Source organism: Gordonia paraffinivorans NBRC 108238 (assembly GCF_000344155.1).
In the GTDB taxonomy this organism is placed as follows: Bacteria; Actinomycetota; Actinomycetes; order Mycobacteriales; family Mycobacteriaceae; genus Gordonia; species Gordonia paraffinivorans.
This window is the reverse complement of sequence record NZ_BAOQ01000002.1, coordinates 167,915-193,259: the sequence shown is the minus strand read 5'-3', so window position 1 is coordinate 193,259 and position 25,345 is coordinate 167,915. Positions and strand designations below refer to the sequence as shown.

General features: G+C 69.3%; 26 protein-coding genes and 1 other RNA gene. 16 read left to right on the top strand and 11 right to left on the bottom strand.

What is annotated here, in order from left to right:
- Positions 1–174: 174 nt before the first annotated feature.
- Positions 175–2,013: a flavin-containing monooxygenase gene (locus GP2_RS01860; protein WP_006898756.1), complete on the bottom strand. Its 1,839-nt coding sequence runs from the start codon at positions 2,011–2,013 to the stop codon at positions 175–177.
- A 170-nt stretch (positions 2,014–2,183) separates the two neighbouring features.
- On the opposite strand from GP2_RS01860, the gene GP2_RS01855 reads away from it, so the two are divergent.
- Positions 2,184–3,416, top strand: coding sequence for a helix-turn-helix domain-containing protein (locus GP2_RS01855; protein WP_040526218.1), 1,233 nt, complete (start codon positions 2,184–2,186; stop codon positions 3,414–3,416).
- 22 nt (positions 3,417–3,438) lie between these two features.
- On the opposite strand, the gene GP2_RS01850 is transcribed toward GP2_RS01855, so the two are convergent.
- Together GP2_RS01850 and GP2_RS01845 are read right to left on the bottom strand one after the other, a co-directional pair.
- Positions 3,439–4,125, bottom strand: a complete 687-nt coding sequence (locus GP2_RS01850; RefSeq protein WP_006898753.1) for a response regulator transcription factor — start codon at positions 4,123–4,125, stop codon at positions 3,439–3,441.
- Positions 4,122–5,306 carry a sensor histidine kinase gene (locus GP2_RS01845; RefSeq protein WP_006898752.1) on the bottom strand — a complete coding sequence of 395 codons (1,185 nt, stop codon included), beginning with the start codon at positions 5,304–5,306 and terminating at the stop codon, positions 4,122–4,124. The genes GP2_RS01850 and GP2_RS01845 overlap by 4 nt, the downstream gene beginning before the upstream one ends.
- Before the next feature lie 166 nt (positions 5,307–5,472).
- Here GP2_RS01845 and GP2_RS01840 point away from each other — a divergent pair, with 166 nt between their 5' ends.
- From GP2_RS01840 to crcB (GP2_RS01820), 5 genes are all read left to right on the top strand, one after another.
- Entirely contained in the window at positions 5,473–6,069 is a 597-nt protein-coding gene (locus GP2_RS01840; RefSeq protein ID WP_006898751.1) for a universal stress protein, read from the top strand.
- Positions 6,070–6,348: 279 nt separating this feature from the next.
- Positions 6,349–8,229, top strand: a complete 1,881-nt coding sequence (locus GP2_RS01835) for a propionyl-CoA synthetase (protein WP_006898750.1) — start codon at positions 6,349–6,351, stop codon at positions 8,227–8,229.
- 13 nt (positions 8,230–8,242) lie between these two features.
- Positions 8,243–8,725, top strand: a complete 483-nt coding sequence (locus tag GP2_RS01830; RefSeq protein WP_006898749.1) for a DUF6790 family protein — start codon at positions 8,243–8,245, stop codon at positions 8,723–8,725.
- A 57-nt stretch (positions 8,726–8,782) separates the two neighbouring features.
- On the top strand, positions 8,783–9,250 hold the full coding sequence (gene crcB / locus GP2_RS01825; RefSeq protein WP_006898748.1) for a fluoride efflux transporter CrcB: 468 nt from the start codon (positions 8,783–8,785) through the stop codon (positions 9,248–9,250).
- Positions 9,247–9,615 (top strand): fluoride efflux transporter CrcB, encoded by a 369-nt coding sequence (crcB, locus tag GP2_RS01820; RefSeq protein WP_006898747.1) that lies wholly within the window; start codon positions 9,247–9,249, stop codon positions 9,613–9,615. Before crcB (GP2_RS01825) ends, crcB (GP2_RS01820) begins: the two co-directional genes overlap by 4 nt.
- A gap of 80 nt (positions 9,616–9,695) precedes the next feature.
- On the opposite strand, the gene GP2_RS01815 is transcribed toward crcB (GP2_RS01820), so the two are convergent.
- Positions 9,696–10,916 carry an acyl-CoA dehydrogenase family protein gene (locus tag GP2_RS01815; protein WP_006898746.1) on the bottom strand — a complete coding sequence of 407 codons (1,221 nt, stop codon included), beginning with the start codon at positions 10,914–10,916 and terminating at the stop codon, positions 9,696–9,698.
- Positions 10,917–10,943: 27 nt separating this feature from the next.
- Positions 10,944–12,311 (bottom strand): acyl-CoA dehydrogenase family protein, encoded by a 1,368-nt coding sequence (locus tag GP2_RS01810; RefSeq protein WP_040526217.1) that lies wholly within the window; start codon positions 12,309–12,311, stop codon positions 10,944–10,946.
- Between the two features lie 155 nt (positions 12,312–12,466).
- Between GP2_RS01810 and GP2_RS01805 the strand changes: the two genes are divergently transcribed.
- Both GP2_RS01805 and GP2_RS01800 read left to right on the top strand, forming a co-directional pair.
- A complete protein-coding gene (locus GP2_RS01805; RefSeq protein ID WP_006898744.1) occupies positions 12,467–12,925 on the top strand; it encodes a DUF2752 domain-containing protein in 459 nt (152 codons plus the stop codon).
- An 18-nt stretch (positions 12,926–12,943) separates the two neighbouring features.
- Complete coding sequence (locus GP2_RS01800) at positions 12,944–13,603, top strand: MBL fold metallo-hydrolase (RefSeq protein WP_006898743.1); 660 nt, start codon at positions 12,944–12,946, stop codon at positions 13,601–13,603.
- Positions 13,604–13,619: 16 nt separating this feature from the next.
- Here GP2_RS01800 and hisN read toward each other — a convergent pair whose 3' ends face one another.
- Positions 13,620–14,456: a histidinol-phosphatase gene (hisN, locus tag GP2_RS01795; protein WP_157211625.1), complete on the bottom strand. Its 837-nt coding sequence runs from the start codon at positions 14,454–14,456 to the stop codon at positions 13,620–13,622.
- A 19-nt stretch (positions 14,457–14,475) separates the two neighbouring features.
- Between hisN and GP2_RS01790 the strand changes: the two genes are divergently transcribed.
- From GP2_RS01790 to ssrA, 8 genes are all read left to right on the top strand, one after another.
- Entirely contained in the window at positions 14,476–14,877 is a 402-nt protein-coding gene (locus GP2_RS01790) for a hypothetical protein (protein WP_006898741.1), read from the top strand.
- A gap of 76 nt (positions 14,878–14,953) precedes the next feature.
- On the top strand, positions 14,954–16,069 hold the full coding sequence (prfB, locus tag GP2_RS01785; RefSeq protein ID WP_040526216.1) for a peptide chain release factor 2: 1,116 nt from the start codon (positions 14,954–14,956) through the stop codon (positions 16,067–16,069).
- Entirely contained in the window at positions 16,069–17,055 is a 987-nt protein-coding gene (locus GP2_RS01780) for a mechanosensitive ion channel family protein (protein WP_006898739.1), read from the top strand. The genes prfB and GP2_RS01780 overlap by 1 nt, the downstream gene beginning before the upstream one ends.
- On the top strand, positions 17,055–17,639 hold the full coding sequence (locus tag GP2_RS01775) for a hypothetical protein (protein WP_006898738.1): 585 nt from the start codon (positions 17,055–17,057) through the stop codon (positions 17,637–17,639). The genes GP2_RS01780 and GP2_RS01775 overlap by 1 nt, the downstream gene beginning before the upstream one ends.
- A gap of 91 nt (positions 17,640–17,730) precedes the next feature.
- On the top strand, positions 17,731–18,417 hold the full coding sequence (ftsE, locus tag GP2_RS01770; protein WP_006898737.1) for a cell division ATP-binding protein FtsE: 687 nt from the start codon (positions 17,731–17,733) through the stop codon (positions 18,415–18,417).
- A 50-nt stretch (positions 18,418–18,467) separates the two neighbouring features.
- Positions 18,468–19,376, top strand: coding sequence for a permease-like cell division protein FtsX (ftsX, locus tag GP2_RS01765; RefSeq protein ID WP_006898736.1), 909 nt, complete (start codon positions 18,468–18,470; stop codon positions 19,374–19,376).
- Positions 19,377–19,444: 68 nt separating this feature from the next.
- Complete coding sequence (smpB, locus tag GP2_RS01760; protein WP_040526212.1) at positions 19,445–19,918, top strand: SsrA-binding protein SmpB; 474 nt, start codon at positions 19,445–19,447, stop codon at positions 19,916–19,918.
- A gap of 103 nt (positions 19,919–20,021) precedes the next feature.
- Positions 20,022–20,396, top strand: a transfer-messenger RNA (tmRNA) gene (ssrA, locus tag GP2_RS21075).
- 70 nt (positions 20,397–20,466) lie between these two features.
- Here the strand turns inward: ssrA and GP2_RS01755 are convergent.
- From GP2_RS01755 to GP2_RS01735, 5 genes are all read right to left on the bottom strand, one after another.
- Positions 20,467–21,066 carry a hypothetical protein gene (locus tag GP2_RS01755; RefSeq protein ID WP_157211624.1) on the bottom strand — a complete coding sequence of 200 codons (600 nt, stop codon included), beginning with the start codon at positions 21,064–21,066 and terminating at the stop codon, positions 20,467–20,469.
- A gap of 157 nt (positions 21,067–21,223) precedes the next feature.
- A complete protein-coding gene (locus GP2_RS01750; protein WP_051997142.1) occupies positions 21,224–22,054 on the bottom strand; it encodes a metal ABC transporter permease in 831 nt (276 codons plus the stop codon).
- Between the two features lie 44 nt (positions 22,055–22,098).
- Entirely contained in the window at positions 22,099–22,863 is a 765-nt protein-coding gene (locus GP2_RS01745) for a metal ABC transporter ATP-binding protein (protein WP_006898732.1), read from the bottom strand.
- Entirely contained in the window at positions 22,860–23,783 is a 924-nt protein-coding gene (locus tag GP2_RS01740) for a metal ABC transporter substrate-binding protein (RefSeq protein ID WP_006898731.1), read from the bottom strand. Before GP2_RS01740 ends, GP2_RS01745 begins: the two co-directional genes overlap by 4 nt.
- 223 nt (positions 23,784–24,006) lie before the next feature.
- Positions 24,007–25,251: a CaiB/BaiF CoA transferase family protein gene (locus tag GP2_RS01735; protein ID WP_006898730.1), complete on the bottom strand. Its 1,245-nt coding sequence runs from the start codon at positions 25,249–25,251 to the stop codon at positions 24,007–24,009.
- Positions 25,252–25,345: the final 94 nt, after the last annotated feature.

The following is a 25,345-nucleotide window of genomic DNA, read 5'->3' as shown; positions in this document are numbered from 1 at the left end:
CCCAATCGTCGAATACGGGGCCTTTCTCATATCCCCACCACACCCGATCGTCAGTGGGCGGTTGCGTCTCGTCTGTCGAACGACGATGTCCGAACCGCCGGCACACGGGCGGATGAGAAATGCCCCGCGACCATCCGGTCGCGGGGCATTTCTCGTTTGCGCTGCCGGCTGCTGTCAGCTCAGGTGGTGGACCTCGCCGAGTCCGTAGACCGGGGTGTCGAGCCCCTCGTACCTGGCCTTCAGCTGGAGAGCGAGATACAGCGAATAGTGGCGGGACTGATGGAGATTTCCGCCGTGGAACCACAATCCGGGTTGCTGCGTGGGCTTCCACATGTTGCGCAGTTCGCCTTCCCACGGACCCGGGTCCTTGGTGGTGTCGGAGCCCAGTCCCCAGACCTTTCCGACCCGGTCGGCGACCTCCTGCCCCATCAGATCGGCGGCCCAACCGTTCATGGAGCCGAACCCGGTGGCATACACGACGACATCGGCCTCGAGTTCCGTGCCGTCGGCGAGGACGACCGTGTTCTCGGTCAGGTGGTCGAGTTGGCCCTGCACGAGCTTGATCGTCCCGTTCGCGATCAGTTCGCTGGCGCCCACGTCGATGTAGTAGCCGGAGCCGCGACGGAGGTACTTCATGAACAGGCCGGAGTCGTCGTCGCCGAAGTCGAGCTTGAAGCCGGCCTTCTCCAGGCGATCGTAGAAGTCCTTGTCCTTCTCACGGATCTGGTCGTAGATCGGGATCTGGAACTCGTGCATGATCCGGTACGGCAGGGACGCGAGCGTGAGATCCGCCTTCTTCGTGGTCATCCCGGACTGTACGGCCTCCTCGCTGTAGAGGCCGCCGAGGGCGATCTCCCGGAATGAGTCGGACCTCACGATGTGTGTCGACGATCGCTGGACCATCGTGGTGTCGATGCCGTTGTCGACGAGGGCCTTGCAGATGTCGTGCGCGGAGTTGTTGGAACCGATCACCACGACCTTCTTGCCGGCGTAGTCGTCGGGGCCGGGATGTTGACTCGAGTGGTGCTGCTCGCCGGCGAAGACGTCCTGACCGGGCACCGTCGGGATGTTGGGCTTGCCCGACATGCCGGTCGCGAGGACCAGCTGGGTCGGATAGAGGGTCATCCGCTCACCGTCTCGGTCGATCTCGACGGTCCATCGGCCCGCGGTCTCGTCGTAGGCCGCCGACAAGCACGTCGTCCTCGACCAGTACGGCACCTCCATGACCTTCGTGTAGAACTCCAGCCAGTCGCCGATCTTGTCCTTGGGCGCGAACACCGGCCAGTTGTCCGGGAAGGGCAGGTAGGGGAGGTGGTCGTACCAGACCGGGTCGTGCAGGCACAGCGACTTGTACCGCTTGCGCCACTGGTCGCCCGGGCGGTCGTGGCGGTCGACGACGATCGAGGGAACACCGAGTTGACGCAGGCGCGCGCCGAGGGCGATCCCGCCCTGGCCACCACCGATCACGAGGACGTAGGGTTGCGTCCCACGCCCGAGGTCGCGTTCCTCGTCGGCCTTCTTCTCTGCCCACGAGCGGGTGTCGGGGTCGGAACCGTGCACGGCTCCGAGCGGTCGGGTCGCACCCCGTTTCTCCTCGAAGCCCTTGAGCTCCTGCATGGTCGTCAACAGGGTCCACGCCTTGTCGACCCCGTTGTCGTCCGGGCGGATCCGGACGTGGCCCTCGCAGCGTCCGACCGCGGTCTCGAACGAGATGAACGCCGATGCCACGTCGTCGCCGTCGTCGGTGGCCGGTTCGGTGGTGCCGAAACCCGAGGGGCGGGTGTCGGCGAGTCGGGCGGTGAGCATGTCGGAGATCTGCTCGTGGCCCTCGACGGTCTTGATGTTCCAGGTGAACGCGGTGAGGTCGCGCCAGTAGCTGTCGGTGAGGAATGCGTTTGTCGCACGTCCGATGTCGAGGGTGGCGAGCGCCGTCTCGAACTCCTCCAGCCAGGCGTCGATCCGCTGTTGCGGGGTGCGTCCGGTGGTGACCACCGGTTCCAGCGTCTGGGTCATTGACTCTCCTCATCTCGGTGGTGCCTGCTTCCATTGCGTCGAGAGTGACGCGCACCACAATCTCGTGTGCCCAGCAGACGCCCCGTGAGCCGGTGGCGGCAAGGGTTGCAACCCGTTGCGAGGCCGGGGCGCATTGCCCCGGGTCTGTGACCTGACGCACAATCGTGGAGATGACGATTTCCGATCAGGCGCCCGAGCTGGAGCCGGCGGTACAGGCGGGTGACGATCCCCGGGAGTTCGCCCACGTCCTGTCCGCCGTGCACGACGCGGCGATGTCGGGCGGCCGGATGCCTGCTCGGCCGCGCCCGGTGATCGACGACTCGTGGCAGCGCCTCCGTGCGGTCGGGCTCGATCCGGATACCGACTGCGGCGCCGACCGCCTCCTGGAGTTCGACGAACTCGAGGAGCGCCGCCGCCGGTCGGGCCTCGCGGAGGTCGTCGAGGACCTGTCACGCAACCTCGACTCGCTCATCGACGGCGGCGACAACATCCTCGTCATCGCCGACGCCGCCGGCCGCGTCCTCTGGCGCAGCGGATCGCCACGGGTGCTCACCCGCGCGGATCAACTGGGCTTCATCGAGGGGGCGGACTGGGCCGAGAACTCGGTCGGAACCAACGCGATCGGCACGGCGCTGGTGTCGGGGCGCTCCATCCAGGTGTTCTCCGCGGAGCACTTCGTCCGCAGCCACCACTCGTGGACGTGCACGGGTGCCCCGATCCGCGACCCACGCACCGGGGACGTCCTGGGCGTGGTCGACGTGTCCGGCCCCGCGGCGACGATCCACCCGACGACGCTGGCCCTGGTTCATGCGGTGGCCCGGCTCGCCGAGTCGCAGTTGCGCGAGCAACACCACCGGCGTCTGGACTGTCTGCGAGCGGTGGCCGCACCGATCCTCGCCCGGTCGCCGGGCCCGGCCCTCGCCGTGGACGTCGACGGCTGGGTGGCGGCGGTCGATGCGGTGTCGCCGCGGCCGCGTCTGCTGTTGCCGCGGGGAGTGGGACCGGGACGGCGGTTCTTCGGCACGCTCGGCGAATGCGACGTCGAGGCCCTTCCGGGTGGATGGCTGGTGCGCGTCGCGGAGTCGACAGGGATGTCGACGACCCGCGTCGTCCTGCGGACGATCACGACCGCGGCGGGAGCCGAATGCGTCGAGGTGGCCGTCGAGGGACCGAGCGGCGGATGGACGCACCGGTGCTCGCCTCGTCACGGCGAGATCCTCTCCTTCCTCGCACGCAACCGCGACGGGGCCACCGCGGCCCGGTTGTCGACACACCTGTTCGGCGTCGACGACCGTACGGTCACGGTCCGCGCCGAGATGTCGCGCCTGCGCAAACGATTCGGTGGCCTGCTGATGACGGGACCGTATCGTTTCGCCGACGGGGTCGACGTGCAGGCGCGCTGACCGGCGCCGGGCAACACCGGTGTCACTCGGGTTCGGCCAGTACGAGGCCGTGGTCGAAGGCGTAGACGATCGCGGCCGCCCGGTCCCGCAGGTCGAGCTTGGTGAAGATGTGGTTGATGTGGCTCTTCACCGTCACCTGCGAGATCCCCAGCGCTGCACCGATCTCCGCGTTGGTCAGGCCGCGTGCGACGAGTCGTAGCACGTCGGTCTCCCGATCGGTCAGTTCCGGCGCGACCTCGGTCCGCGCGCGGCCCGCCCGGCGAAAACCGTTGAGCACCCGACCGGTCACCGCCGGATCGAGGAAGGCTCCGTCCCGGACCACCGCGCGCACCGCCCAGATCAGCGCCTCGGCAGGGGAGTCCTTCAGGATGAAGCCCGCGGCGCCGGCGCGGAGGGCGCCCGACAGCAGGTCATCGTCGTCGAATGTGGTGAGTACGAGCACCGGCGGTGGCTCGCGCAGCGTCCGCACCAGCGAGGTGGCCGTGATGCCGTCGACGTCGCGCATCCGCAGGTCCATCACCACGATGTCCGGTCGGTGTTCGGACACGCACGGCAGCACCTCCGAGCCGTCGGCGCATTCGCCGACGATCTCGAAGCCGTCGCGGGGTCGCAGGATGCGGCGCAGGCCGGTGCGGATCAGTTCCTGGTCGTCGACGAGCACCACGCGGATGGGGGCGGCGGGTGCATCGGTGGGAGCGGTCGTGGTCACAGCCGTGCCCCGTCCCGCTGTGGCGACGGCGCGCAGGTGTCGAGACGGGCCGGCAGCGTGGCGCGCACGGTCCAGGTGCCGCGGCCGTGCTCGGTCTCGAGATGTCCGCCGAGAAGTGCCGCCCGCTGTGTCATGCCGGCGATGCCGGTGCCGTCGTGCCGGCGGGGCCGGGAACCCGTGACGGGGTTGGAGACGACGATCGTGACCGGGTCACCGGCCGCGACCGACACCGATGCGCGCTTGGCCTCCGAATGTTTGACGACGTTGGCCAGCGATTCCTGGGCGATCCGGTACAGAGCGGCCGACACCGGTTCGGGCAGTGCGGCGAGGTCGCCGTCGATACGAGACGAGATGTGGACGCCGGCCTTCCGGTAGTCGTCGAGCAGTGCCCCGAGGTCTCCGGCACCCGGCGGGGGCGCCGTCGGCTTCCGGTTCTCTTCCGCGCCGAGGACGTGCACGATGCTGCGGATCTCGGTCATCGCCTGCCGCCCCTGGCGCTCGGCATCCGACAACGCCTCGACGGCCTCGTCGACGTCGCGGTCCTGCTCGAGTGCGCGTCGCGCGCCGGTCACGTTGAGCATGGTGATCGACAGCGAGTGGGCGATGACGTCGTGGATCTCGCGGGCTATGCGGCGTCGCTCGTCGCTCGCGGCCCGGTCGGCGCGTTCCCGCAGGATGCGGTCGCGGTTGTCGGCGAGTCGCTTCTGTATCAGCACCATGTAACCGACGAGCCATCCGCACGCGACACCGAGCGCGTAGAGCGCAGGCGATTCGAGGCCGCCGAACACCCCGAACACCACCAGCACGCCGATGGCCGCAGCGGTCACCACCAGACCGGTGCGCAGTGGGTACATCGCCGCGCCGATGGCGGCCATCAAGACCAGCTGCAGCGGGGCGGCGTCGGTGTGCACCGGCACCATCAGGAAGCACACGGTGCTCGTGATGACACCGAAGCAGGCATACGACGACGGCGGCAGCGACAGGTCGAGCACGAGGGTGATGAGTGCGAAGACCAGACCGGCGATCACCCATCCGAGTGCGCCGTCGGCGGAGTGGCGTTGCAGCGCGGAGACCGCGGTCACGAGAGCGCTCGCCGACAGGATGACCGCCGGGTACAGCGGTGGGTAGTCCCCACCGGCGCGTTCGACCCGTCGGCGCAGATCGGCTGTGAAGCCCGTCACCGTTCCAGGATAGGTCCGCCGCGATGGCGCGGACCTCCGTCCGCCGGTGGATTCCCGTCTCCACCCCAGGGTGGAAACGGGGTCGTCCCGCGGCATGGCGATTCGGCGCCTTCCTCTCCATAGCGTTGTGACCAGCACGTTTTCCAGTCGAGGAGAGGACGAGACGATGAGGGGAATTCTGGGGCCTCGCGGCGTGCGGTGGGTCGCGTCGACGGCACCGACACACATGGACGGCATCTCGGGCGGGCGACCGGTGGTCGTCGGTATCTCCGGCAGCGAGTCCTCGCGCCGGGCGCTCAAGGCGGTGGTGCGGGCGGGCGGCCCGGATCTGGTCCTGGTGTGCGCGTACGCGCGTCGCCGCGAGGAGGCGGCCGGTGGGTTCGCCGACGTGCTCAAGGACGAGGCCTACCTGGTGACCGGCCGGGCGGTGGTGGACGAGCACCTGCGGACCGCGCGCGAGCTCGCGCTGTGGCTCGGCGCGCGGTCGGTGCTCACGCGCTCCGAGGTCGGGAACCCCTCGACGGTTCTGTGCGACGCCGCGCGAGACGTGAACGCCGGCGCCGTCGTCGTCGGCACCTCCTCCGGGCGACCCGGCTGGGCGGCGCGCAGCCTCGCCCGTCGGCTCGACGAGGACGTCGAACTGCTCGTCACCGACGGGGTCGTCGCGCACCGGCGTCGCGCCGCCGTTGCGCGGACCGACGTGCGGGGCGTCCGGTGGGCCGAGCCATTCGTCCTGCCCGAGAAGGGGTTTGCGCCACGGTGAGGTCCTGACACCACGGTGGGCCGTCGGTGACCCGCGGTGTCGACGACAGGGTCGTGTCGGCACCTGCCGGAAGGCGGCACGCGGTCGATCCCCTCCGTGGAGATCGTTGTCCACGTCCTCGTCCACGGGGTCCGACGACCGCTCGTCGCGCGGGATCGACCGCTCGCCGCTTCTGACCGGTTCGGATTGGGTGGTGACCATCACATCGCTAACCTCTAAGAACGGCAGGGCACGGTGGTGCCCGATTGTGCGCTGGTTGACGTCGAAAGGATGGCCACGATGGGCCGGTACAGCGAAGCATTCACCCGAGCAGCGGAAGATCGTGAAGGCTTCTGGCTCGAGGCCGCGCAGGCCGTCGACTGGACCACTCCGCCGACCCGGGCCCTCGACGACTCGAACGCGCCGTTCTACCGGTGGTTCCCCGACGCCGCCCTCAACACCTCCGTGAACGCCCTCGACCGTCACGTCGAAGCGGGGCACGGGGATCGCAGCGCGCTCATCTGGGACTCGGCGATGGTCGGCCAGGTGCGCCGCTACACCTACGCCGAACTGCTCGACGAGGTCTCGCGTTTCGCCGGCGTGCTCGCCTCGCGCGGCATCACCGCCGGCGACCGCGTCATCATCTACATGCCGATGATCCCCGAGGCCGCCGTCGCGATGCTCGCGTGCGCCCGCATCGGCGCCGTGCACTCGGTGGTGTTCGGCGGCTTCGCCGCACCGGAGCTCGCCGCCCGTATCGACGACGCCGAGCCGGTCGCCGTCGTCACCGCATCGGGTGGCCTCGAACCCGGTCGAACCGTCGAGTACTTGCCGATGGTGGCCAAGGCACTCGAGATCTCGACGGCCGCGCCGGGCACCGTCATCGTGAAGAACCGCCCCGAGATCACCGGTGACGCCTCGGAGCACGACGGCTGGCTGGACTGGGACGAGGCGATGGCCGGTGCCTCGCCGGCCGACCCGGTGTCGGTGGCCGCGACCGACCCGCTCTACATCCTCTACACGTCGGGCACGACCGGTAAGCCGAAGGGCGTGGTCCGCGACAACGGCGGTCACGCGGTCGCGCTGACCTGGTCGATGAAGAACATCTACGACATCTCCGCCGGCGACGTCTGGTGGACTGCCTCCGACGTCGGCTGGGTCGTCGGCCATTCCTACATCGTGTACGCGCCGCTCATGGTGGGCGCGACCACGGTGATGTACGAGGGCAAGCCCGTCGGCACCCCCGACGCCGGCGCCTTCTGGCGGGTCATCTCCGACCACGGAGTGAAGGCGCTGTTCACCGCTCCCACGGCGATCCGCGCGGTCCGCAAGGCCGACCCCGACGCCGCCGAGCTCGCCAAGTACGACATCTCGACCCTGCAGACGCTGTTCGCGGCCGGCGAGCGTCTCGATCCGGACACCTTCACCTGGGCGTCGGAGATCCTGAACGTACCTGTCGTGGACCACTGGTGGCAGACCGAGACGGGCTGGGCCATCGCCGCGAATCTCCGTGGCCTGGAGCCGATGCCGATCAAGGCAGGCTCGCCGACCGTCCCTGTTCCCGGCTATCAGGTGGGTGTCGTCGCCGCCGACGGCAATCCGGTCCCCGCCGGCGAAGAGGGCAGCATCGTCATCAAGCTGCCGTTGCCGCCCGGCACCCTCGCCGGCCTCTGGCGCGACGAGGAGCGCTACCGCAAGTCCTACCTCGACGCCTTCGACGGCTACTACCTGACCGGTGACTCGGGGTACATCGACTCCGACGGCTACGTCTTCGTCCTCGGCCGTTCCGACGACGTGATCAACGTTGCCGGACACCGGCTTTCGACCGGCAGCATCGAGGCGGTCGTGGCCTCGCACGCGGCCGTCGCCGAATGCGCGGTCATCGGCATCCACGACGATCTCAAGGGCCAGCGCCCGAGCGGGTACGTGGTCCTCAAGTCGGGTGTCGACATCGACGCCGAGACATTGCGCAGCGAGCTCGTCGCGAAGGTGCGCGAGGAGATCGGCGCGGTCGCCACGTTCCGCGACGTCACCGTCGTGCCTGCCCTGCCCAAGACGAGGTCGGGCAAGATCCTGCGCAAGACCATGCGGCAGATCGCCGACCACGAGGAGTACACGGTCCCGTCGACCATCGAGGACCCGGACGTCCTGACGGCGCTCGCCGAACAGCTGAGGGGCTGACCGGCCTGCCACCATGAACGACCGCATCGTCCGCCTGGCGATCGCCGTCGTCCCGTTCGTCGGGATCGTCGGCACGCTGGTGGCGACGCTGGTCGACGCCCTCATTCGGGGCGGGGATCTCGGTCGCGACCTGCTCGAGAACTCCGTGCTGTGGATGATCGGCGTCCAGGGGTGGATGACCGGCTGCGGGCACATGTTCTTCGGAGAGCCCGTCGCCGAGTCGATCGGCTGGCCGGAGAAGACGCCGTGGCAGTGGGAGGTGGGCCTGGCGAGCCTGGCCACCGGCCTGCTCGGGGTCATGGCGTCGGGCTTCGGCGACGAGTTCACCCTGGCCACGATCATCGCGTTCTCGGTGTTCTATCTCGGGGCCGCCGTCGGTCGTCTCCGGGAGATGGTGACGGAGCGCAACTTCGCACCGGGCAACGCCGGGCCGATCTTCTTCTTCGACGTGATCGTGCCGGTGTACCTGATCGTGCTCTACAACGTCGTCGTCTAAGGCGTCCTCGTGTGGTAGGCCGACGCATGCCGGGGCGGCGTGTAGGACACTGGCCGGGTGAGCCCTGATCCGCACGGTGAACTCCCCGTCGACCCGGACACCCGACCCCTGCACTTCCGGAGACACGCCCTGCTGTGGGTGTTCGCCGGAGGCCTGCTCGGTACGGGCGCGCGGTACTGGGCGGAGGAGGCGTTCCCGGCGTCGGAAGGCCACTGGCCCTGGGCGACCTTCGCGGTCAACGTCATCGGCGCCTTCGTCCTCGGCGTGCTGCTGGAACTGCTGGCGCGACTCGGTCGGGACGAGGGGTGGCGCCAGCGGGTGCGGTTGTTCGGCGGCACCGGGATCTGCGGCGCGCTGACCACCTACAGCGCATTCGCGCTGGAGGTCGCCGAACTGTCCCGGGCGTCGGCCGTCCTGACCGCGATGGCCTACGCCCTGGTGAGCGTCGTGGCAGGAATCGGCGCGGCGTGGTGCGGGATCGCCTGTGCGTCCGCGGTCGACGGCCGGCGCGGGGCGGGCGCATGATCGCCCTCGCCGTGATGGCCGCCGGCGGATTCGGCGCGGTGGCGAGGTTCGTCGTCGACGGCGCGGTGAGGTCCCGGTGGCCGGGCGTGACGCCGTGGGGCACCTTCGTGATCAACGTGACCGGGTCCGCGGTGCTCGGCATCGTCGCGGGACTGGTGATCTTCCACGCGGCGCCGCACGGGTTGCAGGTGATCGTCGGAACCGGGTTCTGCGGCGGCTACACCACTTTCAGCACCGCGGGCTTCGAGACGGTCCGGCTGGCGCAGAAGGGGGAGCGCCTGCGGTCCGCGGCGTACGCCGTCGGGACCCTGGCGGCCTCGGTCGCCGCCTGCGCGGTCGGGACGGCGTTGGCGTATGTGTTCTGAGAACGACCGGACGCGAACATGATTCGGCCCCCGCCATCAGGACGATGACGGGGGCCGAACCCTGTGAGAGGTGCAGTTCCTCACTTCAGCTCGGCGCTGCTCTTGTTGAGTACGCGGCGGGCGATGATGAGGTTCTGGATCTGCTGGGTGCCCTCGAAGATGTCGAGGATCTTGGCGTCACGGGCCCACTTCTCGACGAGCAGGCGCTCCGAGTAACCGAACGTGCCCAGCAGTTCGACGACCTTGTTGGTGATGTCGTTGACGACGCGGCCGGCCTTGGCCTTCGACATCGACGCCTCGGTCGAGTTCGGCTGCTTGTTGTCGGCCATCCACGCGGCGCGCATCGTCAGCAGGTAGGCCGCCTCGAAATCGGACTCCATGCGGATGAATTCGGCTGCGGCGGCGTGCTGGTCGGCGGCCGGACGGTCGTAGTCGACCTCGATGCCCGCCTCGTCGAGCACCCGGCGCAACTCCTCGAGCGCGGCGCGCGCGACACCCACGGCCATGCCCGCGACGAGGGGCCGCGTGTTGTCGAAGGTCTGCATGACCCCGCCGAAGCCCTTCTTGGTGTCCACCTCGGGCGAGCCGAGGAGGTTGTCCTTCGGGATGCGGCAGTTGTCGAAGCGGATGACCGCGGTGTCGGAGACGCGGATGCCCAGCTTGTGTTCCAGGCGAACGACTTCCACGCCCGGATGGTCGCGCGGGACGACGAAGGACTTGATGGCGGCGCGGCCGAGGCTCTTGTCCACGGTCGCCCACACCACGATGTGGGTGGCGCGGGAACCGGCCGTCACGAAGATCTTCTCGCCGTTGATGACGTATTCGTCGCCGTCGAGGGTCGCGGTGGTCGAGACCGCCGCCGAGTCGGAGCCGAAGCTCGGCTCGGTGATGGCCATCGCGGCCCACACCTTGCCGAACCGCTCGAGCTGCTCGTCGGTCGCGACCGCGGCGATCGCCGAGTTGCCCAGGCCCTGATAGGGAATGGAGAGCATGAGGCCGACGTCGCCCCACGAGGTCTCCATGACGTTGAGGACCGACTGCATGTTGCCGCCGTTGACGACGGCGCCCTCGCCCTCGGGCTTGGCCTTCTTCTGGCTGCGGCCGCCGTCGGCGCCCGCGCCGGCCTGGCCGGTCTCGGCGAGACCGTCGTACAGGCTGGCCAGGGTGTCGAGCTCGACCGGGTAATCGTGTTCGCGCAGATCGTATTTGCGCGAGATCGGGCGGAAGATCTCCGCCGCCGCCTGATGCGCCTGGTCGATCGTGACGTGCAGCTTCTTCGGCAGTTCGAGATTGATGCTCATGTCAGGGTTTCCTTCGGTCCGCGCGGCCTAGAGGACGACGATGCCTTCGCCGATGCCGGCGCCGCGGAGGTCGCGGTACCAGCGCTCGACCGGGTGTTCCTTGGTGAAGCCGTGGCCGCCGAGGAGCTGGATGCCGTCGAGGCCGATCTGCAGGCCCTTGTCGATGGTCAGCTTGCGGGCGAGGGCGGCCTCGCGGGCGAAGCTCAGGCCCTGCTCGGCGCGGGCGGCGCCGCGGAGGGTCACCAGGCGGATCGAGTCGAGCTCGGTGGCCATGTTGGCGACCATGAAGGCCACCGCCTGGCGGTTGGAGATCGGCTCGCCGAACGCCTCGCGCTCGTTGACGTAGGGGATCACGTAGTCGAGGACCGCGCGTCCGGTGCCGGCGGCCAGGGCCGACCAACCCAGGCGCGACAGGCGGACCACGTCGCGATAGGCGGCGTGTGCGGCGTCGGCGTCACCGGCGAGCAGCGCGCTCTCCGGGACCGCGACGTCCTGCAGCAGCAGGCGGCCCATGCCGGCGGCGCGCACGCCCATGCCGGGGTCGGCCTCCACGATCAGGCCCTTGGTGTCGGATTCGACGATGAACAGGGCGGGCTTGCCGTCGAGCTGGGCGCCGACGACGAACAGCTCCGACGACCCGGCGGCCGGGACGAAGGACTTCACGCCGTTGAGGCGGTAGCCGCTCGGCACGCGGGTGGCCTTGGTGCTCAGGTCGAAGGCGTCGAACAGCGGCTTCGGCTCGGCGACGACGACCGCCGACTGCGGCACGTTCTCGCCGGCGAAGTCGGGCAGGTAGGTGCGCTGCTGCTCGTCGGTGCCGAAGTTGGTCAGGGTGGTGGCGACACCGCTCGGCGCGAGCAGCGGGATCGCGAGGCCCATGTCGCCGTAGGCCATCGCCTCGGCGACCAGGGCGTTGGTGACCACGCCGCGCTCGCTGGCCGCGCCCTCGAACTCCTCGGGCACGTTGATCATCGTGATGCCGAGCTCGGCGGAGCGCTTCACGAGATCCTCGGGCGCCGCGGCGTTCTCGTCGGCGTCGTGGGCGGCCGGGCGCAGGATCTCGACGGCGAACTCCTTCACCGTCTCGGCGATCATCTGCTGCTCGTCGTCGGGGGTGAGGTTGAAGTAGTCCTTGGGCGCGGTGGTGAGCCGCTTGGCCTCACCCGAACCGCCCTGGACGGCCTTGAACGCGCGGTTGGCGGCGCCGAGGGTCTGGAACCCGGTCTTGGTCGCCTGGTAGGCGACCCGGTTGATCGGCTCGCGGATCTTGTACTTCTCGGCGAACTCCGAGCCCGTCACCGTGGTCAGCACGCGCATCGCGGTGCCGATGAAGTTGCGGGGATGGGGGTTGCGGCCGACTGCGGAGGTGTCGCGCGGTTCGGTGTGAGTTGTCATGATCACCAGCCGTTTCTTCCAGTCGCCCCGGTCGGGGCCTCTGCACGTTGTGGACCGATCTTACTCGGTAGTAAGAACAGACCTTACTCGGTGGTAAGAAGTTTGTCACGCAGTTGTCCGGCGCCCGTCGCCGAGGGGCGCGTTAGGCTGGCCGGGTGACCGTCGAACACCAGGCCGACCTGCGCTTATCGTCCGCCTCCGCGGCGGGCGCCGCGGTCGTGGGGATCGTCGGCGCCGCGGCCCTCGGGGCGGCCGGCATCCTCACGCCGTCGGGCATCGAGTCCGGACCGGGGATGTGCCCGTTCGCGATGATCACCGGCCTGCCGTGTCCGGGCTGCGGACTGACCCGCAGCTGGGTGGCGTTCATGCACGGCGACGTCGCCGCCGCATTCGGGTTCAACCTCTTCGGTCCGGTCCTGCTCGTGCTGACCGCGGTCACCGCGCTGCTCGCGTTCGCGACGCTGGCCAGGCGGCGCCGGTCCCCGCTGTCCGGCTGGCGCGACGTCGTCGTCGGACCGGTGGGCGCGGTCTTCCTCGCCGTCTGGATCGGCTACGGACTCTTCCGACTCGCCGACGCCGCCGCGGGATGGGGGATCTTCCCGATCGTGGTGTGAAGCGGGCAGAGTGGAACCATGCAGATCACCCACTTCGGCCATTCATGCCTGCTCGTCGAGATCGACGGGACCAAGGTGCTGTTCGATCCGGGGAACTTCTCGCACGGGTTCGAGGGCATCGACGGCCTCGACGCGATCCTCATCACCCATCAGCACCCGGACCACTGCGACATCGCGAAGCTGCCCGACCTCGTGGCGGCCAACCCGGACGCGGTCCTCTACGCCGATCCCCAGACCACCGCGCAACTCAACGCCGACGACGTGGCGGGCCGGTGGACGGCGGCGCACAGCGGCGGACAGGTCGAGATCGGTTCGCTCACCGCGCGTTTCACCGGCGGTCGGCACGCGGTGATCCACCCCGAGATCCCGGTCGTCGACAACGTCGCCTACATCCTCGGCACCGCCGAGCAACCCGGCCGCTTCATGCACCCGGGCGACTCCTTCTACATCCCGTTCGAGAAGATCGACGTCCTCGCGCTGCCGTCGGCCGCGCCCTGGATGAAGATCAGCGAATCCGTGGACTACCTGCGGGCGATGGCCCCGCGCGTGGCCGTGCCGATCCACCAGGCGATCCTGTCCGACGCCGGCACCGGCATCCACTACGGCCGACTGTCGGAGATGAAGGACGACGCAACGGAGTTCAAGGTGTTGGCGAAGGAGAGCGGCACCGAGGTCTAGGCGGCCACGGCGCGGTTCACGGGCGCAGCGCCGCCAGCACCTCGTCGTGCAGCAGGCCGTTGGTGGCGACGGCGCTGCCGCCGCCGGGGCCGGGCGTGCCGTCGAGTGCGGTGAACCGACCACCGGCCTCGCGGACGAGGATGTCGAGGGCGGCGAGGTCCCACAGCGACACCTCGGGTTCGGCGGCGACGTCGACCGCGCCCTCGGCGACGAGGCAGTAGTTGAAGAAGTCGCCGTAGCCGCGGACGCGCCACACGCGATCGGTCAGGTCGACGAACTGCTCGCGGATGCCGCGGTCCTTCCACCCGGACAGGCTGGAGAAGGCCAGGCTCGACGAGGCGAGGTCGGCGACACCGGACACCGAGATCTCGCGGGCGTCCTCGTCGTCGAAGTGGGTGTGGGCGCCGAGGCCGGCGGCCGCCCACCAGCGCCGCCGCAGCGCCGGTGCCGACACCACGCCGACGGTCGGGACGCCGTCGACCAGCAGCGCGATCAGGGTCGCCCAGACGGGGACCCCGCGCACGAAGTTCTTGGTCCCGTCGATCGGGTCGACGACCCACTGACGGCCCGACAGCGTCGCGTCGCCGCCGAACTCCTCGCCGAGGACGGTGTCGTCGGGACGGCGGGCCGCGAGACGATCGCGGATCATGCGCTCGCACGCCAGGTCGGCGTCGGAGACGGGCGTCAGGTCGGGCTTGCTGTCCACCCTCAGGTCCACGGCCCCGAACCGCTCGGTGGTCAGGGCGTCGGCGGACTCGGCCAGCGACAGCGCGAGTTCGAGGTCGTCCTCGAGGGCCTGGCGGGCCCGGTCGTCGGGGGTGCTGGCTGCTTTCGAACCGGAGTCGGCGGACATGCCCGGTAGGGTAGCCCTCATGGTGCTGACCGTGGTGTTCACCCTGCTGTTGGCCGCGCTCGTGGTGGCGCTGGTCGTGCAGTGGCAGCGTGGCCGCAACCCCCAGGGACTCTCGGCCGCGAAGGCCTCGCAATACGTGCAGGGCACGCTCACGGTCGTCGGCGTCTCCGACACCGAGGTCGACCCGCAGGCCGCCGCCGACAAGGACGGCCGGCGGTTCTGCACCATCACCGGCACCATCGTCGGACCCGAGACCAACCCCACCGACGTCTACGGCACGCTCGTGCTCGGACAGGGCGATCAGTGGCCGAAGGTCGGCGACGACCTGCCGGTGATCTACAAGCCGCACAAGGCCGTCACGTCGTGGCAGTTCGGCGTCCTGCCCGACCCGGAACCGCCGGTCGATCTCGGCAAGCACTGACCGCCGGCGCGGGTCGCCCGGCTTGTCGGTGCCCGACGCTGTCTGACCCGGCCCACGGTCGGTACTCTGGATGATTGTGCATCCCGACGTGACCGCAGACCTCGAAGCCCTCGACGCCACCCTGACCACCGTGGAGAAGGTGCTGGACCTCGATGAGTTGCGTCGTCGCATCGACGAGCTCGAGATGCAGGCCTCCGATCCCGACCTGTGGAACGACCAGGACCACGCCCAGAAGGTCACCAGCGAGCTCTCCCACGCCCAGTCCGAGCTGCGCAAGGTCACCGAGCTGCGCCAGCGTCTCGAGGACCTGCCCGTGCACTACGAGCTCGCCGAGGCCGAGGAGGGCGAGGACCGGGCCGCCGCACTCGCCGACGCCGACGCCGAGCGGGCCAGCCTCCGCGCCGACATCGAGGCCATGGAGGTCAAGACGATGCTGGCCGGCGAGTACGACTCCCGCGAGGCCGTGGTGAACATCCGCGCCGGCGCCGGTGGCGTCGACGCCGCGGACTGGGCCCAGATGCTCATGCGCATGTACATCCGCTGGGCCGAGAAGCACGACTACGGCGTCGAGGTCTACGACACGTCCTACGCCGAGGAGGCCGGCCTCAAGTCCGCCACATTCGCGATCAAGGCGCCGTACATGTACGGCACGCTGTCGGTCGAGCAGGGCACCCACCGCCTCGTGCGCATCAGCCCCTTCGACAACCAGAGCCGCCGCCAGACCTCGTTCGCCGAGGTCGAGGTGCTGCCGGTCGTCGAGCAGACCGACCACATCGACATCGACGAGAACGACCTCAAGGTCGACGTCTACCGGTCGTCGGGTCCGGGCGGCCAGTCGGTCAACACCACCGACTCGGCGGTGCGCCTGACCCACATCCCGACCGGCATCGTGGTGACCTGTCAGAACGAGAAGAGCCAGCTGCAGAACAAGGCGTCGGCGATGCGCGTGCTGCAGGCCAAGCTCCTCGAGCGCAAGCGCCAGGAGGAGCGGGCCGAGATGGACGCGCTCAAGGGCGACGGCGGGTCGAGCTGGGGCAACCAGATGCGGTCCTACGTGCTGCACCCCTACCAGATGGTCAAGGACCTGCGGACCGGCGTCGAGGACAACAACCCGGCCGCCGTCCTCGACGGTGACATCGACAAGTTCATCGAGGCCGGCATCCGCTGGCGGATGGCGTCCGCGCAGGCGTGATGCTCCAGCCGGGAACCGCGCTGCCCGCCCTGCTGTTGGCTGCGGACGGGCCGGCGAGCTCGACCGAGGTCCTCATCGGCCGGGTGTACGTGTGGCTGGCGACCAACGGCCTGGAGATCGTCTGCTGGGTCCTCGGGGCGGTCCTGCTCGCCCGGCTCATCAGGTGGTTCGCAGCGAAGTACGCCAATCGGCTGGAGTCGAAGTTCACCACCAGTGACCTGATCGTCCAGACCGAGGACGCGAAGCATCGTCGTGCGCTGGTCGACGTGATGGCGTGGACGCTGATCGTCGCGATCGCGATCATCGTCGTCATCCACATCCTCGGCGTCGTCGGGATTCCGCTCAGCGGGCTCACCGGACCGACCGCGGTGATCGGTGCGGCACTCGGCTTCGGCGCGCAGCGCATCGTGCAGGACATCCTCGCCGGCTTCTTCGTCGTCGCCGAGAAGCAATACGGGTACGGCGACGTGGTCGACCTGACCGTCACCGGCAACGGCTCGGCCCAGGGCACCGTCGAGGACGTGACCCTGCGGGTCACCAAACTGCGCACCAGCGAGGGCGAGGTCATCACCGTCCCGAACGGCCAGATCATCAAGGCCACCAACCTGTCGAAGGACTGGGCGCGCGCGGTCGTCGACGTGCCGGTGCCGGCCGAGGCCGACATCGGGCTGGTCAACGACACCCTCGACCGGGTCGGCCGCGAGTTCTACGAGATCCCGCGCTGGCACGACCTGCTGCTCGACGCCCCGTCGTCGCTGGGCGTCATCAGCCTGGAACTGGACTCGATCACGGTGCGCATGGTCACGCGGACGCTACCCGGAAAGCAGTTCGAGGTGGGTCGTGCGCTGCGCGTGCACATCATCCGCGCTCTTGCCCGGGAGGGCATCATCGTGCCGGCGGGCCGCGAGGTGCAGGCGGCCGGCGGACCGCCGACGACCTTCGCCGACCAGGGCGGACGAGACCGATCCCGAGACGAGGACGAGTGATGGCAGACTCCGATCAACCCGGCTCCGGGGCATCGGATTCGCAGGAGTCCGGTCCCGCGCAGCAGTCCGGTTCGCGGCAGCCGAAGCCGCAGAATCGGTCCGGTTCTCGACGGCCTTCGGGCTCGTCGTCGGGGACCGATTCCGGTTCGCGGCTGCGCCGGCTGCGGTGGAAGAAGTACGTCGGCAACACCACGATCCGCGTGAGCAGCGTCGTCTTGTTGGTGGTGTTCATCGCCTGCTGCCTGCTCTACGGCTACACCTCCCAGCGGTACGGCGTCGTCTCGCCGGAGCAGCCGCGTCCGGCCCCGCGGACGACGCAGTACACCCCCGAACCCACCTACGAGCGACTCCCGGAGACCTCGACCACCGTGCCGAGCACGTCGGCCGAATCGAGCGAGTCGCAGTTCCCTCTTCCGGGCGAACCCGGCTCACCGGGCACCGGGCAGCCGGGGGAGTCCTCGGGTCGGGGCCGGTCGTCGGACGGTGGGCCGACCACCGACGCGCCCACGATCCCCGGTCTGCCGGGCGTGGAGATCCCGCGCTTCGGCGCACCGACGCAGACGACGCCGGTTCCGACACGCTGACCCGGGGACATCTGCGCTGGTCGGTGACCTCGCAGAAGGCGGGTGTCGCGCCTGAACGGACTCTCAGGCGGCGTCGTTACACTGGCTCATCGTGATCAAGCTGGAGAACGTCACGATGCAGTACAAGGCATCCTCTCGGCCGGCTCTGAAGGATTTGAGCTTCGAGATCGACAAGGGGGAGTTCGCGTTTCTCATCGGGCCGTCCGGATCGGGCAAGTCGACGTTCTTCCGGCTGCTGCTCAAAGAGGACCGGCCGACGAGCGGGGACATCTGGCTCGGTGAGTTCCACGTCAACAAGCTGAAGGCCCGCGAGGTCCCCAAGCTGCGTCAGTCGATCGGCTGCGTGTTCCAGGACTTCCGACTGCTGCAGAAGAAGACCGTCGCCGAGAACGTCGCCTTCGCGCTCGAGGTGATCGGCCGGCCGCGGTCGACGATTCAGCGCGTCGTGCCCGAGGTGCTCGAGTACGTCGGACTCGAGGGCAAGCACGACCGCATGCCCAACGAGCTGTCCGGTGGCGAGATGCAGCGCGTCGCCATCGCCCGCGCGATCGTCAACCGGCCGCTGGTGCTGCTGGCCGACGAGCCGACCGGAAACCTCGACCCGGAGACCAGCGAGGAGATCGTGGACGTCCTCGACCGCGTCAACCGGCGCGGCACCACGGTCATCATGGCCACCCACGACCGCCACATCGTCGACGCGATGCGTCGCCGGGTCCTCGAGTTCGACAACGGGCAGCTCGTCCGCAACGACCAGCAGGGTGTGTACGGGATCGGCTGACGCCTGCCCCGCCACCGCATCCCACGATTCCCAAGGACGTCTGAGCAAGCATGCGAGCGCATTTCATCATCACCGAGGTCCTCACCGGACTTCGTCGCAACGCGACCATGACCATCGCGATGATCATCACCACGGCGATCACGCTGGGCATGTTCGGCGGCGGCCTGCTGGTGATCCAGATGGCCGAGAAGAGCCAGAAGATCTTCCTCGACCGGGTCGAGATGGAGTTCTACATCAACCCCGAGGTCACCGAGCGCGACCCGCAGTGCGAATCCGACCCGTGCGCGCAGCTGCGGCGCGGCCTCGAGAACGAGGCGGGCGTGACGTCGGTGACCTACATCGACAAGGACGAGGCGTACAAGCGCGCCAAGGAGATCTTCGCCAACAACCCCGACCTCGCCGAGAACATCGTCGAGGGAACGCTTCCCGCGTCGCTGCGGGTGCGGGTGTCCGACCCGGCGCAGTTCGACGTCGTCCTCAACGAGTACTCCAACCGCAAGGACCTCGGCGTCGACGCCTTCAAGGACGACCGAAAACTGGTGCAACGGATCTTCAGCGTGCTCGACGGGGTGCGCAACGCGACGTTCGCGATCGCCTCGGTCCTCGCGGTCGCCGCGATCCTGTTGATCATCAACACCGTTCAGATCGCGGCGTTCACCAGACGGACCGAGGTCTCGATCATGCGCCTGGTGGGCGCGACGCGGTGGTACACGCAGTTGCCGTTCCTGCTCGAGGCGGTGGTGTCGGCCCTTGTCGGTGCGCTACTGGCGATCGGCGGCCTGCTGCTGGCGAAGAAATTCTTCTTCGACACCGCGCTCAAGGAGCTGTACGGTGTGAGCTTCTTCGCCCGCATCGAACTGGCCGACGTGCTGTTCGTCGCCCCGTGGCTGATCCTCGGAGGCATCGTGCTGGCCGGTGCGACGGCGTACATCACCCTGCGGGTGTACGTCCGGGAGTGACCCGGACGATCATGCGCCGCGGGGGCGCTGGGATGATGGTGGACGGCAACTCGACGAGGAGGTGAGTGGTGCCCAGGGAAAAGGGCCGCAACGTGATTGCGACGAACCGCAAGGCGCGGCACAACTACACCATCCTCGACGTCTACGAGGCAGGCATCGTGCTGGTCGGCACCGAGGTCAAGAGCCTCCGCGCCGGCAAGGCGTCGCTGGTGGACGCGTTCGCGACCATCGAGGACGGCGAGGTGTGGCTGCACGCCCTGCACATCGCCGAATACGGCCACGGCTCGTGGACCAACCACAACGTGCGGCGCAAGCGGAAGCTGCTGCTGCACCGCCGCGAGATCGACACCCTGATCGGCAAGCTCCGCGACGGCAACCTCACCCTGGTCCCGCTCTCGATGTACTTCAGCGACGGCCGGGTGAAGGTCGAGTTGGCGCTGGCCCGCGGCAAGCAGGCCCACGACAAGCGTCAGGACATCGCCCGGCGCACCGCGCAGCGGGAGGTCGAGCGCGAGGTCGGCCGCCGCGTGAAGGGCATGTGACCGGGGTCGCGCGGTCCGTCGCGGAAACGGGAATGATCCCGTGCGGCGGTGTTGTTACACTGGGTGTTCGTCGGCCGAAAGGTCGGCGGGCAACACCTATCTCGGGGCTGATCGGTTTCGACTACGTGCGTCGAGGTAGGGGAAGCGTGTCGGTGCAGGCTGGAGACCACCGTGAGCGTCGCAGCAACCAATTAAGCGCCGATTCCAATCAGCGCGACTACGCCCTCGCTGCCTGATCAGCGACGGCTAGTCTGTCGGCCCGGGTTGTGTTCCCGAACCCGGTCGCCGGCATCATCTTCAGGGAACTCACCGTCCTCGCCGGTCGCGGGGGAGGACGGGACAACCAACAGCGACTGGGATCGTCATCTCGGCTTGTCCGCGTGACCGGGAGATCCAAGTAGAGACATAGCGGACTGCACACGGAGAAGCCCTACCAACACGACGGAGGACCCGGGTTCAATTCCCGGCAGCTCCACCGCAGAAGGCGCCCCATCTGGTTTCAGGTGGGGCGCCTTTTCTCTGTCCGGCGGGAAGATCGCCGGGCCGGATCAGCTGGGCTGCGACTGCTGCTGGGTGGTGGGCTGCTGGCCCGGCGCCTGCTGGCCCGGCGCCTGCTGGTCGGTGCCCTGGCGGTCGGGTGCCTGGTTGCGCGGGCCGCGGTTCTGGTCCCGGCCGTCCCACGGTCCGGGGAGGGCGGGCCGCCCCTGACCGTCACCGCCGGGGCCGCCACGGAAGTGCCCGCGCGGACCGTCGCCGGGATGCTCGCCGAACATGGGACGGTCATGACTCCACCCGGCGTGGCGCCTCGGGTGATCGGAGGTCTCGTCTCCCGTGATGTACCCGGCGCCGAACCCGAGCGCGCCGGCGACGATGGCGATGCCGACACCGCAGGCGACGAGCACCGGGGTCTTGGACTTCGCGGGCGTGGTCGTCTGCGCCGGGGCTGCGCCCGCGGGATCACCGGCAGCAGGGCCGCCAGCCGGGGCATCGGCGACGGGCGCGACGTACGGCGCGGCTGTGGGGGCGGCCGTCTGCTCGGTGGGCTGCTCGGCCATCCGTTCGGTGGGCTGCTCGGCGAGCGGCTCGGTCGGCCGGTCGGCGGGGCCGTTCGGGTTCTCCGGGTTCGTATTCTCGGGCGTCGTGTTCATGCTCCACTTCCGTTGGCTGTCGCGAATGTCCGGGCCGTCGGCCCGGGAAGCGAACGCCATGGTGCCCACGGACTCTGGAACGGGCCTGCCCGCCGGCTGTACATCTCCTGGGAACGCCACGGCGCGGGTCCGCGGTGACCCTGACGCCCGCGAGCGCTCAGCCCGCGGCGGCGTCGGCCAGGGCGCGCTCTCGGTGCCGGCGTCGCTTGCCGATGACACCGTGCGTCGGGCTGAACAGGAAGACGAGCAGGAACGCGATGCCCTGCACCAGGACGACCATCCCGCCCGGCGACGTGTCCTGGTAGTAGGAGACGTACAGGCCGATGACACCGCACACCGCGGAGACGGCCGGCGCAATGATGAGCATCCGGCTGAACCGATCGGTCAGCAGCTGCGCGGTCGCCCCGGGAATGATCAGCATCGCGACCACCAGCACGATGCCGACCACCTGCAGCGCGGTCACCGCGGTCAGGGCGAGCAACGCGAGGAGGGCCGCGCCGAGCATCCGGGGGCTGAGTCCGATCGCGAACGCATGCGTGGGGTCGAAGGCGTACAGCGTGAAGTCGCGTCGTTTCAGCAGCAGGATGGCGGCGACGATCGCGCCCAGCACCGCGATCTGCACCAGGTCCGAGGTCGAGACGCCGAGCAGGTTGCCGAAGACGATGTGGTTGAGGTCGGTCTGGCTCGGGGTCACCGAGATGAGCACCAGGCCGAGTGCGAACAGCGTCGTGAAGACGATGCCGATGGCGGCGTCCTCCTTCACCCGGCTGCCGTCGCGGACCGCGCCGATCATCGCCACCGCGAGGAAGCCGAAGACGACGGCGCCCACCGCGAACGGGATCCCGGCGATGTAGGCGAGGACGACGCCGGGCAGCACCGCGTGGGAGACTGCGTCGCCCATCAGCGACCACCCGATCAGCACCAGCCAGCACGACAGCAGGGCGCACACCACCGACGAGATCAGCGTCGCCCACAGCGCGCGGGTCATGAAGGCATAGGCGAACGGGTCGAGGAGGAGGTCGACGAACGCGGTCACGAGGAAGCCTCCTCCCGTCGCTCACGGCTGGCCTCGAGCGGATCGAGCCCGAAGGCGCGGACCAGGTTCTCGGTGGTGATGACCTCTGTCGGATCGCCCTGCGCGACGACGCGTCGCATCAGCAGGATCGCCTCGTCGGCGAGTTCGGGCAGCACCGCCAGGTCGTGCGTGGAGATCAGGATCGTCACCCCGGAGTCGGCGAGTCCCCGCAGCAGGGTGGTGATCGTCGCCTCGGTGCGCTTGTCGACCCCGGCGAACGGTTCGTCGAGCAGCAGGATCGACGCCTCCTGCGCGATGCCGCGCGCGACGAACGCGCGTTTGCGCTGGCCACCGGACAGCTGCCCGATCTGGCGGTCGGCGTACTCGGTGAGTTCGACGCGCGCGAGCGCCTCGTCGACGGCAGCGTGGTCGGCCTTCTTCGGCCGCCGGGTGAAACCGAGACGCCCGTAGCGGCCGGTCATCACGACCTCGCGCACCGACATCGGGAACGACCAGTCGATGTCCTCGGACTGCGGCACGTACCCGACCAGGCCGGCCTTGCGTGCCGCCGCCGGCGACCGGCCCGCCAGGCTCACCGACCCGGTAGTGGGGGAGACCGTTCCGACGATGGTCTTGAACAGGGTGGACTTGCCCGAACCGTTCATGCCGACGAGCGCGCAGATGCGGCCGGTCGGGACGCGCACGGTGGCGTGGTCGAGCGCGAGGATGCGGCCGTAGCGCACCGTCACGTCGTCGACCTCGATGGCGTGCGAGGCGATCATCGCTTGTCTCCCGTCAGTCCGGTGACGATGGTCCGGACGTCGTGGCGGATCAGGTCGAGGTAGGTGGGCACCGGGCCGTCGGCCTGCGACAGGGAGTCGACGTAGAGCTTGCCGCCGAACCGCGCGCCCGTCGCGGCGACGACCTGCTGCATGGCGTCGTCGGAGACCGTCGACTCGCAGAAGACGGCGGGGACCCGGTTCCTCTTCACGAAGTCGATGACCTCGGCGACCTGCTGCGGGGTGGCCTGCTGCTCGGCGTTGACCGGCCAGAGGTAGCGCTCGGTGAGGCCGGCGTCGCGGGCGAGGTAGGAGAAGGCGCCCTCGCAGGTGACGAGCGCGCGTTCGTTCGGCGGGAGCCGGTCGAGCGCCGACACCAGGTGGGTCTGCACCTGGTGCAGCTGCTCCTTGTACGCGGCGCCGTTGGCGGCGAACACCTCCGCACCCTCCGGGTCGAGGTCGGTGAAGGCCCGTACCAGGTTGTCGACGTAGATCCCGACGTTCACCGGACTCATCCATGCGTGCGGATTCGGCTTGCCCGCATACGCATCCGCAGTGATGTCGATGGGCTCGACACCCTCACTGGCGACGACGTGTTCGACGTCGAGGTCGTCGACGAACCGTCCGAACCACCCCTCGAGGTTCAGACCGTTGTCGACGACCAGCGACGCCGTCGCGGTGCGCCGGACATCGCCCGGGCTGGGCTCGTAGCCGTGGATCTCCGCACCGGGTCTGGTCAGCGACTCGACCCGGAGACGGTCGCCGGCGACGTTGGACGCGATGTCGGCGAGCACCGTGAACGTCGTCAGGACCACCTTCTCGTCGGGCAGTCGGCTCGACAGCGTGCAACCCGAGACCACGACCAGCGCAGCGAGCAGCGCTGCGATGGGCGCGCACCATCGCGTGGCATGTTTTTCGGGCATACCGACACCCTAGTTTCGGTAGTCCGAACTTTCCAGTGCGGCACGTAAGAACCCGGGCAGGCGCAGGTCCGGTGGTCGCAGGTGTGTTGCGGCGCCACGCGACGTTCGTTCCTGCGGTGCTGCTCCTTCCCGCTCGTTGGATCGAATTTCCGGGAAGGAGGCGGCCGCGCGGGAAACCGCAGCGCGCGAATCCGCCGAGCGGAAACCCGGCGCGCGCGACCCGTCAGATGACCCCGGATGCCCTCAGCTCGTCGATCTCCGCGGCCGACAAGCCGAGCAGGCCGCCGTAGACGGCGTCGTTGTCGCAGCCCGGCGCGGGCGGCCCGGCCCGGCGGATTCCGCCGGGGGTGTCGCTGAACTGGGGGACGACGCCCGGCCCGAGAACGGTGCGATGGGCGCGTTCGTCGTAGTGCTCGGCGATCATGCCCCGGGCCCGCAGGTGCGGGTCGGCGACCACCTCGCGGACCGTGTTGACGGGTCCGACGACGACACCGGCCTCGCTGAGGATCTCGGTGAGCTTGTCCGCGGAGTGCTGGGACGACCATTCGCCGATGAGCGCGTCGAGCTCGTCCTGGTTGCGGCCGCGCGCGGCGTGGTCGGCGAAGCGCTCGTCGGTGGCGAGCTCGGGCTGTCCCATCGCCTGGCACAGGCGGGCGAACACCGAGTCCTGGTTCGCCGCGATGATCACGTGGGTGCCGTCGGCGGTGGGGTAGAGGTTCGACGGTGCGATGCCGTCGAGTCGCGTGCCCGACGGCCCGCGGACGACGCCGCCCACGTCGTAGTCGGGGATTGTCGATTCCTGAACCGCCACACAGGATTCGATGAGCGAGGTGTCGACGACCTGCCCCTTGCCGGTCACTGTCCGCCGGTACAGCGCGGCGAGGGCGCCCTGGGCGGCGAACATGCCGGCGAGGGTGTCGCCGAGCGAGAGCGCCAGCCGCGGCGGGAGCTGGCCCGGGTAGCCGTTGAGGTGCCGCAGGCCGCTGGCGGCCTCGGCGACCGACGCGTATCCGGCGCGGGAGGCGTCGGGTCCGGTCTGTCCGTAGCCCGACACGCGCACGACGATGATCCCCGGGTTGCGCTCGGACAGCTCGTCGGGGCCGATGCCGAGACGCTCGAGGGTTCCGGGGCGGAAGTTCTCGACGATGATGTCGGCCCGCTCGGCGAGTTGCAGGAAGATCTCGCGGCCCCGGTCGCTGCGCAGGTCGAGGGTGATCGCCTTCTTGTTGCGCCCGTGGACCGTCCAGTAGAAGCGGTGACCGTCGACCTCGGCCTGGCCCCACGTGCGGATCGGATCCGGCTTGCCGGGCGGCTCGATCTTGATGACGTCGGCGCCCATGTCGCCGAGGAGGCGGGCAGCATGCGGCCCCGCGATGAGAGTGCCCAGCTCGAGCACGGTGACGCCGTCGAGCGGGCCCGTCGGGGCCGTCGACTCGGCGGACGCCGGCGCAACGGTGTTGTCGGTCATGGTCCAACAGTGTGGCCGGTCACAGCGCGCGCGCCAAGACGGCGGGCCGGAACCGGATGAAACGAATTGCCCCAGACGTTCCATTGGAGTGGGT